The following is a 12,766-nucleotide window of genomic DNA, read 5'->3' as shown; positions in this document are numbered from 1 at the left end:
CCATTCCGAACCCGGAAGCTAAGCCTGCCAGCGCCGATGGTACTGCACTCGACAGGGTGTGGGAGAGTAGGACACCGCCGGAACATCCTTCACGATAGGGGACCCAGAATCTGGGTCCCCTATCGGCGTTTGAGCACCAAACGGTGCTCCGGCGAACTTGCCGTGCCCCGCGCCCCACGACGGGTACGTGATTGAATTCGTGGGATACAGACTTTCGCGATACCAAGAAAGGGAGCACCGTGCCGGAACAAAATGACGATCGGAAGCCCTTCCGGCGCGGCGCTCCCGACTCCGGGTCCGGCCGACGAGATGACAACCAGCAGGATGCGAGCCGGCGCGGCGGGTTCAACCGTCGCGGTGACTCGGGGGAGCGCGGGGGCTTCGGTCGCCGCGGTGACTCGAGTGGCTCCGGCTCCCGCGACAATACGTCCGACCGAGGCGGTTACCAGCGACGCGAGAGTTCCGGTGGGTTCAACCGCCGGGGCGACAGTGGCGGTTCCGACCAGCGCGGCGGATCGGGCGAGCGCGGCGGGTTCAGGCGTCAGGACTCCGGCGACCGGAGTGGTGACACCGGTGGCTTCCGCCGCGGCGGCGACGCACCCAAGCACGGTGGTTTCCAGCGGCGGGACGAGTCCGCGGATCGCGGCGGTTCCGCCGGCCGAGGCGGATCGGGCGATCGGGGCGGATTCAAGCGCTCCGAGGGCTCCGGTGAACGCGGCGGCTTCAAACGCCGGAGTGATTCCCGAGAGCGGCGCGACGACTCGCGCGGCGGATTCCGCCCCGGCGGCGAGTCCGGCGCGCGCGGCGGATCCGATCGTGGCGATTCCCGTGGTGGATTCCCGCGTCGCCGGGACGATTTCGGCGATCGGGGCGATGCCCGCCGCGATGAACCGGGCGAGCGTGGCGGGTTCAAGCGTCGTGGCGATTCCGGCGAGCGCGGTGACGCGGGGCGGCGCGGCGCGTCCGGATTCCAGCGCCGCGATGACGATCGCCGTGGCCAGGGACCGGATCGCGCAGGGCAGCGCGGCGGCGCGGATCGCGGGGATCGGACACCGCGCGACGACTCATCACCGGATCGCCGCCGTGGCGGCGAAGGCGCCCATGTCGGTGGGGGCCGTTCCCTCGACCGTCGTCCGCCGCGGCCGGAGGAACCCGATCTGCCGGACGAGGTGCAGGCAGCCGATCTGGATTCCGCCGTGCGGCGCGACCTGCTCAGTTTGGACAAGGGGAACGCGGAGACGGTCGCCCGGCACTTGGTGATGGCGGTGCGCCTGGTCGACGACGATCCCGGCCTCGCTCTCGCCCATGCCAGGGCCGCGCGGCAGCGGGCCGGGCGGATCGCGGTCGTCCGCGAGACCGCGGGAGTGGTGGCATACCACGCCGGCGAATGGGCGGAGGCCTTGTCGGAGCTGCGCACGGCGCGCCGGATGTCCGGCGGTTCCGGCCTGCTGGCCGTCATGGCCGACTGCGAGCGTGGCTTGGGCCGTCCTGAACGCGCTATCGAGCTCGGTCGCAGCGATGAGGCGCGTGCCCTGCGCGGTGACGATGCCACCGAACTGCGTATGGTCGTCGCGGGCGCACGAATGGACCTCGGCCAGTACGACCAAGCCGTTGTGACCTTGCAGACCTCGGATCTCGACCCGTCCAGGACCGGCTCCGCCGCGGCCCGCCTCTTCTATGCCTACGCCGACGCCCTCGTCGCCGCGGGGCGCACCGACGAGGGCCTCACCTGGTTCCTCAACGCCGCCTCGGCCGACCTCGACGGAGACACGGACGCCGAAGAACGCGCCGCCGAACTCACGGGTGACAGCGACATCTGAACCTGTCGGCGATAGCGGTTGCCGCGCCCCGTGGGTGGCCGGCTCCCGAGGGCCCGGGGCCCAGTGCCGGGCACGTGGACAGATGGTTCGGGAAGTGGCCGGGAGCCTGCGCGAATTTCGCCGCAGGCGCGGGCATGTGGCGAGCAAGGCCGATCGGATCAGCGGTGGCCGCGATCATGAACTCGTGATCTGCGAATCTATGCTGGGGCGCTCGAGATCCGGTGCGGCTGGAGTGGCTGACGCCACGTCTGTCCGGCCCGCGCGTCGGCGTAGTGTCGGGTGTCTCGGATCTGCCGAGCGGATGGGCTGCCGGAGGGCCCGGCGGTGATGGGTCGGCACGGCCGATCGGTGACACGGAGTGAGAGTGGTGTGAAGCGACTACGAGATCGCTACCGAGCCCTGCTGCTCGACCTGGACGGCACGCTGTATCGCGGGCACGAGGTGATCGACGGAGCGCCGGAGGCACTCGCCGCGGATGGGCAGGCGGGCCGGCGATTGGTGTACGTCACGAACAATGCCAGCCGTGGTCCGCAGGTCGTGGCCGCGCATCTGTCCGAACTCGGCTTCGCCGCGACCGCCGACGACGTGGTGACCAGCGCACAGGCGGCGGCGCGGTTGCTGGCCGAGCGGCTCGACCGTGGCGCGCCGGTCCTGGTCGTCGGCACCGACGACTTGGCCGCCGAGGTGGAGGCTGTCGGGTTGCGACCGATCCGGCGCTCCGACGGCGACGCGCCCGCCGCTGTGGTGCAAGGACATTCACCGCATACCGCGTGGCCGGACCTCGCCGAAGCCGCCTACGCCCTGCGCACGGACGCACTGTGGGTCGCGGCGAACACCGACCGGACGTTGCCGAACGAACGCGGCCTCGCGCCGGGCAACGGCGCGATGGTCGCCGCGCTGCGCGCCGCCTCCGATCGGGAGCCGATCGTCGCGGGCAAGCCGTATGCGCCCCTGCTGGAGGACGCGCTCATCCGGGCCGGCTCCCGTTCCGCCCTGGTGGTGGGCGACCGGCTGGACACCGATATCGAGGGCGCCAACCGGGTCGGCCTCGACTCGTTGCTGGTGCTCACCGGTGTCAGCACAATCGATGAACTGCGCAAGGCCCCGGACGGGCAGATCCCGACCTATGTCGCCGACTCGCTCGACGCCCTCAATCACGCGGCCGCAGCCGCCGAGCCGGAAACCGACCTCGGCGAGATGCTGCGGCGGAACCCGGGACGAGCTGTGACGGTCCGCGCGTCCGATTCGGAAATCCGATAGCGTTGACGCCACGATGACTAGTCCTATACCTCGTCCGAACGGTCCCGGCTCCGCCGGTGCGCAAGGTCCCCGCCCCGGGGTCCCGCTGCCCGGTCAGCACCTGCCGGGTACGCAAGGCGGCCCGGAGCCCGCCGACCCGGATCGAATCCGCGGCGAGGTCGACAGCCTGCTCGCCGAACTCGACCGCCCCGGCCGAGCCGCGCCGGCGACCGACAGCGCCGAGGCAGGCGTCGACATCACCCGCCGCGCTCGCATCCTGGAGCAGGCACATGACGTGCTGGTACAGGCCCTGGCCACGGTGGACAAGATCTGAGGTGGCCAGGCGCGCACGGGTGGACGCGGAACTGGTTCGCCGCGGATTGGCGCGATCGCGAGAACACGCGGTCGAGCTGATCGGCGCTGGCCGCGTCCTGATAGCTGGAACGGTCGCGGTGAAGGCGGCGACCGCGGTGGAGGCGGGCACGCCGCTGGTGGTCCGCGAGGAGCCCGACGAGGTGTCCTGGGCCTCGCGCGGCGCGCACAAACTGCTCGGCGCGCTGGAGCGGTTCGAGCCGGACGGGTTGTCGGTGGCGGGCAAGCGCTGCCTGGACGCGGGCGCCTCCACCGGCGGTTTCACCGACGTCCTGCTGGCCGGGCGAGCACGGGAGGTCGTCGCGGTCGACGTCGGCTACGGCCAGCTGGTGTGGCGCCTGCGCACCGACGAGCGGGTCCGGGTGTTCGACCGGACCAACGTGCGCAACCTGACGCCCGAAACCATCGGCGGCACGGTCGAAGTGGTGGTGAGCGACCTGTCCTTCATTTCGCTGAGCCTGGTGCTGCCCGCGCTGGCCGCCTGCGCGGCGCCGGGCGCCGATCTGCTGCCCATGGTGAAACCGCAGTTCGAGGTCGGTAAGGAACGGGTCGGCTCCGGCGGCGTCGTGCGTGATCCCGCGCTGCGCGCCGACGCGGTGCGCACGGTGGCGGCGGTGGCCGCGGAGCTGGGCATGCGCACCGCCGGCGTCGTGGCGAGCCCGTTGCCGGGGCCGTCCGGCAATGTCGAATACTTCTTGTGGCTGCGCAACGACGGGCCGTTCGAATACGACGCCGAACAGGTCGCCGCGCTGGTCGAGCGTGCGGTTGAGGAGGGTCCACAGTGAACGCGCCGGCCCAACCCTGCGGCAGGGAGATCTTGCTGGTCTCACACCCCGGCCGCGCGGAGATCATCGAGACCGCCCACCGGGTGGCGAAGATCTTCGCGGACGCGGGCATCTGCCTGCGTGTGCTCGCCGACGAGGCGGACAGCACGCGCTTCGCCGCCGAGCCGGGCGGCTACCCGGTGCGCGTGGTCGAGCACAGCCCGGACGCGGCGGTCGGCTGCGAGATGGTGCTCGTGCTCGGCGGCGACGGAACGTTCCTGCGCGCCGCCGAACTGGCGCGCCCGGCGGGGGTGCCGGTGCTGGGGATCAACCTCGGCCGCATCGGGTTTCTCACCGAAGCCGAGGCCGAGAACTTGGACGAGGCGCTGGCCCAGGTGGTGCGGCACGATTACACCATCGAGCATCGGATGACCATCGACGTCACCGTCCGGGTCGAGGACGAGGTGGTCGAGAGCGGTTGGGCGCTGAACGAGGCGAGCATCGAAAACGCCTCGCGCATGGGCGTACTGGAAGTGGTGCTGGAAGTCGACGGCCGCCCGGTGTCGTCGTTCGGCTGTGACGGCATCCTGGTCTCGACGCCGACCGGGTCGACCGCCTACGCCTTCTCCGCGGGCGGTCCGGTGGTGTGGCCGGAACTCGAAGCCTTGCTGGTGATTCCGAGCAATGCCCACGCCCTGTTCGCGCGGCCGCTGGTGACCAGCCCGGATTCGCGTATCGCGGTCGAGTCTGTGGCGACCGGACACGATGCGATAGTTTTCCTGGACGGCAGGCGCACGCTCGCACTCCCCAGCGGTGGCCGGGTCGAGGCGGTTCGCGGCGCTCGACCGGTGCGCTGGGTGCGGCTGGACTCCGCACCGTTCGCCGACCGGATGGTGCGCAAGTTCCAATTGCCCGTGACAGGCTGGCGTGGCCGACGGCGAACGGAGAGCACACGTGCTGACAGAGATCAGGATTGACGGGCTTGGCGTCATTTCCACCGCGACCGCGCAGTTCCATGCGGGACTGACCTGTCTGACCGGCGAGACCGGCGCGGGCAAGACCATGGTGGTGACCAGCCTTCATCTGCTCAGCGGTGCCCGCGCGGACGCGGGCCGGGTCCGGCTCGGCGCCTCCCGCGCGGTGGTGGAGGGCCGGTTCACCATCGACGACGTCAACGACGCCGCGCGCGCCGAGGTCGCGCGGGTGCTGGAAGCGGCCGCGGCCGAGCAGGACGACGACGGCAGCGTCATCGCGATCCGCACGGTCGGCAGCGATGGGCGCTCCCGCGCGCATCTCGGTGGCCGCGGCGTTCCCGCCTCGGTGCTCGCCGATTTCACCGCGCCTGTGCTGACCGTGCACGGCCAGAACGATCAGCTGCGTTTGCAGCGCCCCGACCAGCAGTTGTCGGCGCTGGATCAGTTCGCGGGCGACACCGTGGGCGCTCTGCTGCGCAAATACCAGGTGCTGCGCCGATCATGGCTCGACGCCCGCACCGAGCTGCTCGAACGAACCGCGCGCAGCAGGGAATTGGCCCTCGAGGCCGAGCGGCTCGAGCACTCGTTGAAGGAAATCGACGCCATCGCGCCCGAACCCGGCGAAGACGTGCGCATCGTCGACGAGGTGCGCAGGCTGAGCGATCTGGATTCGCTGCGGGAGGCGGCGGCCACCGCGCACGACGCGCTGGCCGGCCCTGCCGAAGCGCCCGAAGACGGTTCCGGCGCCCTGGAAGCGCTCGGCGCCGCGCGCGCCCGCATCGAAGCCGCCGACGACCCGGCGCTGGTCGCGCTCGCGCCGCGCCTGGCCGAGGCCATCGCCGTGGTGGTGGACGTGACCACCGACCTGAGCGGATACCTTTCGGACCTGCCGTCCGATCCGGGAGCGCTGGATTCACTGCTCACCAGGCAGGCCGAATTGAAGACGCTGACCCGCAAGTACGCACCCGACATCGACGGTGTGCTGGCCTGGGCGGAGGAGGCGCGCACCCGGCTCGGCTCGCTCGACGTCTCCGAGGAGGCGCTGGGCAAACTGGCCGCCGAAGTGGACACCGCCGCCGAACGGGTGCGGGAGGCGGCGAAGAAGCTGAGCGCCGCGCGGAGCAAAGCGGCGGGGAAGCTGGCGGCCGCGGTGAGCGCCGAACTGGGCGGCCTGGCGATGGGCAAGGCGCGTCTGGAGGTCGAGGTGCGGCCGTTGCTCGCTGGAGCGCAGGACTCGGCGCCGCTCACCGTCGACGGCCGGGAATTGCACGCCGGCGCCACGGGCACCGATGAGGCCGAGTTCCGGCTGGCGGCGCATTCGGGTGCGCAGTCGTTGCCGTTGAGCAAGAGTGCGTCGGGTGGTGAACTGTCGCGCGTGATGCTGGCGCTGGAAGTGGTGCTCGCCGGTTCCGATCACGGAGCGACCATGGTGTTCGACGAGGTCGACGCGGGCGTCGGCGGGCGAGCCGCGGTGGAGATCGGCCGCAGGCTGGCCCGGCTGGCGCGCACTCACCAGGTCATCGTGGTGACGCATCTGCCGCAGGTCGCGGCGTTCGCTGACACCCACCTCGTGGTCGACAAATCCGACGACGGCAAGGGCGCTGTCAACAGTGGTGTCCGGGCCCTCACCAATGACGAGCGGGTGGTCGAGCTGGCGCGCATGCTGGCCGGTCTCGACGACACCGAGACCGGCCGCGCGCACGCGGAGGAACTGCTGGCGACGGCGCGCGCCGAGAAGGCGGGCGCCGAGGTGGCCGCGCGCTGAGCGCGCCGGTCAGCGCACCGCCTTCTGCGCACCCTTGATGAACGTGCCGATCAGGTTCTTGAGGCCGAATTCCAGCACCTTGGCGGGCACCGGCAGCGACGGGTCCGATTCCATGGTGTAGGAGACCAGGGTGCCGTTGTCGGCGTCGGCGAAGGTGACGATGCCGACGTGCCGCTTCACCGGCGCGCCCTTGACGATCTTGTACTCCATCCGCTCACCGGGCACGAGGTTGGTGATCTCCTCGGTGACGCCGACCGGGCCGAGGCCGATCAGGTGCTGCGCGCCGACGCCTTCTCGCTCGGTCAGGCCGGGCTTGACCAGTTTGACCTGGACCGGGATGTAGGGGCTGATGCTCTCGCGGTCGGCGAAGAGCCGGTACACGACCTCGCGCGGGGCGGCGATGACGGCGTCGACGGTGGTGCTGGCCATGAAATCTCCTCTTCCAGTTACGTGTGACCGGCAGCATATAGCTACAGCGGGCGCGGCTCGGTGATCGTGTCGCCCGCATCACAATCGGCGGCGAGTCGCCCAGTAGTCGGCTCTACCGAGCCGTTGCGGTGGAGGCGTCCGGAGCCGAGGGTCGGTGTGAGGTAGCGGCGGTCGTCACGGAAACGGTATGTCGAACTACGGATGGCATCCGTGAAACGACGGGCAATAGTGCAGTGCTCGCTGTCGGCTGCGATTGAGAGTGTACGCGCCCGAGGGTGGTTCGATTCGGCAAATAAGGTCTCGATCAAGGCATTTCGAATTGACCCTCTGTGTCGCACCCGGTCGATGTCCGCAATGTCCGATTTCTGATCTACTATGGAACTCAGTAGATGAACGGCGGATGAATTCCGTCGGATAGCGGGAAGCACCGAGGCGAAGGGGCCGTCATGTGCAGCGTTCTCCCAGCAAGGACCAGGACGGGCGAAGCGCGGTGCTTCGGGCTGGTGTCCGGGTGCGGCCGGAAATCATCGAAGAAGAGGGCCTTCGCGCTGATCGTCGCCGGTCTCGCCGCAGGGACGGTGGCCGCGGCGGGCGGAGCGGCCGCGGAGTCGTTGTCCGGCTCCGACCACTCCGGTCGTTCGGGTTCGCGCGACTCCACGGGGTGGCACGCGATCGACCCGTTCGGATATCAGCACTCCGATCCGAATCCACTGCGGCAGAACGAGCATCAGCATGCGCTGCGCGAGTATCACCGGCGGAACAAGCCCGGTCCGGACGAGAGCAGTGCCGGAAACGGCGCCGGGAAATCGGCGTGGACGCGCACGCAGCGGCCGGACGGCGATGGCTGGACCGTGTGCCGCCCGCAGGCGAAGTGGTGCTGATCGATGATCGAGACGCGAGCTGTCGGCGGCTGCGCCGAACCACGGGGATGGAAACTCGTTCGGCTGCTGGTGCGCGACCGGTCCGGCGAAGTCGTGGCGCTCGGCAAGTCCGTGCGACGACGGCGATCCGACCTGATCCGACCCGTCTGTCGCGCATGGGTAGCACTGGATTCGCTGTCTGCTGGAGGGGAGGGTTTATACGCGTCACCGCCGATCGGCAAAACATTCGCGTCCTGATTGCTGACACTGGTGTTTCTTTGGAGGCCAGGTCTCATCTCTCATAAGTTGGCAGGTTTGCGGATGTCGACCGAGGGTTTCCAAGGGAGTGATCTGCCCTGATGAATGTGGGGCGCCTTCCGTGCGTGGGCGAGCGACGGTGCTGGTCGGATTGCTAACAGGTAACACAGAGGCGTCATGCGGTCGGTGAGACGGCGCGCCTCCACCAATGGTTGAGAGTTTGCGCTCATCATCGCCCCATGAGGATGCCGGCGCTGTTGTCGCGAAACACCGAAACGCTGCCTGGTCTGATCGGGACGGCCCGGGTCGACCGCAACACCCGGCGGCTGCTCGGCCGGGTCGGACCGGGCGACATCGTCGTCCTCGACGAGATGGACCTCGACCGGATGACCGCCGACCGGTTGGTCGAGGCCCGCGTCGGCGCGGTGATCAACACCTCGCCGTCCATCTCCGGTCGCTACCCGAACCTCGGCCCCGAGGCGCTCGTGGCCCACGGGATCCTGCTGCTGGACACGGTGAGCTCGGATGCGTTCAAGAAGATCAAGGACGGTGTGAAGGTCCGCGTGGTCGACGGTGTGGTCTACGCCGACAAGCTGATCAAGAAGGAGCCGGAGGTTCTCGTCGAGGGCATCGAACTCACCGAGACCGCCATCGCGGAGCGCATGCTCGAGGCGCGCAACGGCCTGGCCGATCACCTCGAGGCGTTCGCGGGCAACACCATCGAGTTCATCCGCACCGAGAGCGCGCTGCTCATCGACGGGTTCGGCGTTCCGGAGCTGGATCTGGTGATGAAGCACCGGCACGTGGTGGTCGTCGCCGACGGCCCGGAGCACGCCGAGGATCTGCAGCGGCTCAAGCCGTTCATCAAGGAGTACACCCCGATCCTGATCGGCGTCGGCCGTGGCGCCGACACCCTGCGCAGGCGGGGATACCGGCCCGACGTCATCGTGGGCGACCCCGAGGAGATCACCAGCGCCACCATGAAATGCGGCGCCGAGGTGATCCTGCCCGCCGACACCGACGGACATGCCAAGGGACTCGAACGCATCCAGGACCTGGGCATCGGCGCGACGACCTTCCCCTCCTCGGGTTCGGCCGCCGATCTGGCGCTGCTGCTGGCCGACCATCACGGCGCCGCGCTGATCGTCACCGCGGGAGCGCCCGCCTCGCTCGACGACTTCTTCGACCGCGGCCGTCGCGACAGCAATCCGGCCACCTTCCTCACCCGGCTCAAGGTCGGTACGAAGCTGATGGACGCGCAGGCGGTGGCCACCCTGTATCGCAACCGCGTGTCCGGAGTCGCCGTCGCGCTGGTAGTGCTCGCCGCGCTGGTCGCGGTGATCGTCGTGTTGCTGGCGTCCAACAGCGGCGGGGACGTCGTGGATTGGGGTGTGGACGCCTGGAACCGCCTCGCGCGATGGGTGCAGGGGCAAGCCGGATCGTTGGAATTCTGAGGAGAACGATGATTTCGCTGCGCCAGCACGCCGTCTCGATCGTCGCGATCTTCCTCGCGCTCGCGATCGGTGTGGTGCTCGGATCCCAGACGCTCGCGGCCGACCTGCTGTCGGCCTTGCGGGCGGACAAGTCCGACCTGCGCCAGCAGGTGGACATCCTGACCGAGCAGAACCGGCGGCTCGGCGAGCAGGCCGTGGCCGCCGATCGGTTCATCGCCGGATCGTCGGGCCGCATTCTCGGCGGCGCGCTCACCGACCGCAGCGTCGTCGTGTTCACGACCCCGGACGCCGATCCCGGAGATGTCGACGCGGTGACCAAGGCGCTCGAGGTCGCCGGCGCGGGCGTCACCGGCCGGATCGCGCTCACCGAGGCGTTCGTCGACGCCACCGAGGGCGACCGGATGCGCTCGGCCGTCACGAACGTCATCCCGGCCGGGGCGCAGCTGCGGACCGGCGCGGTGGATCAGGGCAGTATGGCCGGTGATCTGCTCGGCCTGGTACTCCTGCTCGACCCGGCCACCGGGCAAACCCGGAGCACCCCGGAGGAGCTCGGGCTGGTCCTGGAGACTCTGCGCGGCGGCGGCTTCCTCGCTTACGGCGAAACGCCGGTGCGGCCCGCGCAGCTCGCGGTCGTGATCACCGGCAACGGCGTCGCTGCCGCCGAGAACGGCGTGGGCGCCAACAGCGCGCGTTTCGCGGGCGCCCTACGTGGCCGCGGTGCGGGAGTGGTCCTCGCGGGCCGCGCCGGCGCCGCCGACCAGCAGGGGCCGATCGCCGTGGTCCGCGCCGACGCCGCGCTCGCGGCCCAGGTGAGCACCGTCGACAATCTCGAGCGGGAACTCGGCCGGGTCACGACCGTGCTTGCGCTCGGTGAGCAGCTCAACGGTGGCGCGGGACGCTACGGCACCGGCGCCAAGGCCACCGCGCTCACGCTGGCCGCGGTTCCGGGCTGACCGGGCGCGCGGCCGTCGGCGGACATCCGGAGGATGCCGGGACGCGACCCGGCTCACACTTCGGCTCCCGGCGCTCTGATCGCCGTTCCGGCGATCGGTGGGCAAACGTGCGTGGCATTCGAACGGACGGGCGGATTCGTGTTACCGTGAAGACCCGTGGGTCAAACACGGATTCAGGCGCGAACGGCCACGAAGCACATCTTCGTCAGCGGTGGTGTCGCCTCCTCATTGGGTAAAGGTCTTACCGCCTCCAGCCTCGGTCAGCTGCTGACGGCGCGTGGGCTGCGCGTCACGATGCAGAAACTCGACCCGTACTTGAACGTCGATCCCGGCACGATGAACCCCTTCCAGCACGGCGAGGTGTTCGTGACCGAGGACGGGGCGGAGACCGACCTGGACGTCGGCCACTACGAGCGTTTCCTCGATCGGGACCTGTCCCGGGACGCGAATGTGACCACCGGGCAAATCTATTCGTCGGTCATCGCCAAGGAGCGCCGCGGCGAGTACCTCGGCGACACGGTGCAGGTGATCCCGCATATCACCGACGAGATCAAGAACCGGATCCTCGCCATGCGCGGCCCGGATCTGCAGGGCCAGACCCCGGACGTGGTGATCACCGAGATCGGCGGCACCGTCGGCGACATCGAGTCGCAGCCGTTCCTGGAGGCCGCCCGCCAGATCCGCCACGACGTCGGACGCGACAACGTCTTCTTCCTGCACGTGTCGCTGGTGCCCTACCTCGCGCCCTCCGGTGAGCTGAAGACCAAGCCGACCCAGCACTCGGTGGCGGCGCTGCGCAATATCGGTATCCAGCCCGACGCGCTGATCCTGCGCTGTGACCGCGAGGTCCCGCAGGCGCTGAAGAGCAAGATCGCGCTGATGTGCGACGTCGAGGTGGACGCGTGCATCTCCACGCCGGACGCGCCGTCGATCTACGACATCCCGCGCGTGCTGCACCGGGAGGGCTTGGACGCCTACGTGGTGCGCAGGCTGGGCCTGCCGTTCCGCGACGTGGACTGGACCGTGTGGGGCGACCTGCTCGACCGTGTGCACTCGCCGCGCGAGACGGTCGAGGTCGCGCTGGTCGGCAAGTACGTCGACCTGCCCGACGCCTACCTCTCGGTCACCGAGGCGCTGCGCGCGGGCGGGTTCGCCTCGCGCGCCAAGGTGAACATCCGCTGGGTGCCCTCCGACGAGTGCGAGACCCCCTCCGGCGCCCAGCACGCGCTGCGTGACGTGGACGCCGTCCTGATTCCCGGCGGCTTCGGCATCCGCGGCATCGAGGGCAAGGTCGGCGCGATCCACTACGCGCGCACCCGCGGCATCCCGCTGCTCGGCTTGTGCCTGGGGTTGCAGTGCGTCGTGATCGAGGCGGCGCGCAGGGTGGGGCTGGCGGAGGCCAACTCGGCCGAGTTCGAGCCGGACACGCCGCATCCGGTCATCTCCACCATGGCCGACCAGGAGCAGGCCGTGGCCGGCGAGGCCGATCTCGGCGGCACCATGCGGCTGGGCGCCTACCCGGCGATCCTGGAGAAGGGCTCGGTCGTCGCCCATGCCTATGGCATCGAACAGGTCTCCGAGCGTCATCGCCACCGCTACGAGGTGAACAACGCCTACCGCGACAAGATCGCCCAGAGCGGGTTGAAGTTCAGCGGCACCTCGCCGGACGGGCACCTGGTCGAGTTCGTGGAACTGCCCGCCGACGTGCATCCGTTCTTCGTCGCCACACAGGCGCACCCGGAGTTGAAGAGCCGCCCCACGCGCCCGCATCCGCTGTTCGCGGCGCTCATCTCGGCGGCGCTGCGATACAAGGCGGCCGAACGGCTCCCGGTGGATATCCCGGGTGAAGAACTGGCGGGTGCGGCGGAACAGGCGTAG

10 protein-coding genes and 1 pseudogene are annotated in these 12,766 nt (G+C 69.8%); 10 read left to right on the top strand and 1 reads right to left on the bottom strand.

All coding sequences use genetic code 11. From position 1 onward, the window contains the following. Positions 1 to 755 precede the first annotated feature (755 nt). The 6 genes and pseudogenes from ACGF7Y_RS35960 to recN form a co-directional block, all read left to right on the top strand. A pseudogene (locus ACGF7Y_RS35960) lies at positions 756 to 1,820 on the top strand (hypothetical protein); the annotation flags it as partial. A gap of 369 nt (positions 1,821 to 2,189) precedes the next feature. After that, a complete protein-coding gene (locus tag ACGF7Y_RS35955) occupies positions 2,190 to 3,080 on the top strand; it encodes an HAD-IIA family hydrolase (RefSeq protein WP_393242208.1) in 891 nt (296 codons plus the stop codon). 13 nt (positions 3,081 to 3,093) lie between these two features. Further along, positions 3,094 to 3,393, top strand: coding sequence for a hypothetical protein (locus tag ACGF7Y_RS35950; protein ID WP_393242206.1), 300 nt, complete (start codon positions 3,094 to 3,096; stop codon positions 3,391 to 3,393). Position 3,394: 1 nt separating this feature from the next. Continuing rightward, positions 3,395 to 4,216: a TlyA family RNA methyltransferase gene (locus ACGF7Y_RS35945; protein ID WP_393242204.1), complete on the top strand. Its 822-nt coding sequence runs from the start codon at positions 3,395 to 3,397 to the stop codon at positions 4,214 to 4,216. After that, on the top strand, positions 4,213 to 5,172 hold the full coding sequence (locus ACGF7Y_RS35940) for an NAD kinase (protein ID WP_393242201.1): 960 nt from the start codon (positions 4,213 to 4,215) through the stop codon (positions 5,170 to 5,172). The genes ACGF7Y_RS35945 and ACGF7Y_RS35940 overlap by 4 nt, the downstream gene beginning before the upstream one ends. Then, positions 5,150 to 6,934, top strand: a complete 1,785-nt coding sequence (gene recN, locus ACGF7Y_RS35935) for a DNA repair protein RecN (RefSeq protein ID WP_040866164.1) — start codon at positions 5,150 to 5,152, stop codon at positions 6,932 to 6,934. Before ACGF7Y_RS35940 ends, recN begins: the two co-directional genes overlap by 23 nt. Before the next feature lie 9 nt (positions 6,935 to 6,943). On the opposite strand, the gene ACGF7Y_RS35930 is transcribed toward recN, so the two are convergent. Next, a complete protein-coding gene (locus tag ACGF7Y_RS35930) occupies positions 6,944 to 7,363 on the bottom strand; it encodes an SRPBCC family protein (RefSeq protein ID WP_040866165.1) in 420 nt (139 codons plus the stop codon). Between the two features lie 446 nt (positions 7,364 to 7,809). Between ACGF7Y_RS35930 and ACGF7Y_RS35925 the strand changes: the two genes are divergently transcribed. The 4 genes from ACGF7Y_RS35925 to ACGF7Y_RS35910 all read left to right on the top strand — a co-directional run bounded on the left by ACGF7Y_RS35925 (position 7,810) and on the right by ACGF7Y_RS35910 (position 12,766). Then, the gene (locus ACGF7Y_RS35925; protein ID WP_393242197.1) at positions 7,810 to 8,244 is read left to right on the top strand and encodes a hypothetical protein; all 435 of its coding nucleotides are present in this window, start codon (positions 7,810 to 7,812) and stop codon (positions 8,242 to 8,244) included. Positions 8,245 to 8,720: 476 nt separating this feature from the next. Then, positions 8,721 to 9,935: a putative cytokinetic ring protein SteA gene (gene steA / locus ACGF7Y_RS35920; protein ID WP_393242194.1), complete on the top strand. Its 1,215-nt coding sequence runs from the start codon at positions 8,721 to 8,723 to the stop codon at positions 9,933 to 9,935. A gap of 8 nt (positions 9,936 to 9,943) precedes the next feature. Further along, positions 9,944 to 10,888, top strand: coding sequence for a copper transporter (locus ACGF7Y_RS35915; protein ID WP_393242191.1), 945 nt, complete (start codon positions 9,944 to 9,946; stop codon positions 10,886 to 10,888). 156 nt (positions 10,889 to 11,044) lie between these two features. Then, the gene (locus tag ACGF7Y_RS35910) at positions 11,045 to 12,766 is read left to right on the top strand and encodes a CTP synthase (protein ID WP_393242188.1); all 1,722 of its coding nucleotides are present in this window, start codon (positions 11,045 to 11,047) and stop codon (positions 12,764 to 12,766) included.

Source organism: Nocardia sp. NPDC047654 (assembly GCF_043205035.1).
Classification (GTDB): Bacteria; Actinomycetota; Actinomycetes; order Mycobacteriales; family Mycobacteriaceae; genus Nocardia.
This window is presented reverse-complemented; position numbering and strand designations above follow the sequence as displayed.

Excerpts from the sequence above, each read along its gene's own strand:
- ACGF7Y_RS35925 (WP_393242197.1), top strand. The coding sequence starts at position 7,810 with ATGTGCAGCGTTCTCCCAGCAAGGACCAGGACGGGCGAAGCGCGGTGC.
- ACGF7Y_RS35950 (WP_393242206.1), top strand. The coding sequence starts at position 3,094 with ATGACTAGTCCTATACCTCGTCCGAACGGTCCCGGCTCCGCCGGTGCG.
- steA (WP_393242194.1), top strand. The coding sequence starts at position 8,721 with ATGAGGATGCCGGCGCTGTTGTCGCGAAACACCGAAACGCTGCCTGGT.
- ACGF7Y_RS35915 (WP_393242191.1), top strand. The coding sequence starts at position 9,944 with ATGATTTCGCTGCGCCAGCACGCCGTCTCGATCGTCGCGATCTTCCTC.
- ACGF7Y_RS35930 (WP_040866165.1), bottom strand. The coding sequence starts at position 7,363 with ATGGCCAGCACCACCGTCGACGCCGTCATCGCCGCCCCGCGCGAGGTC.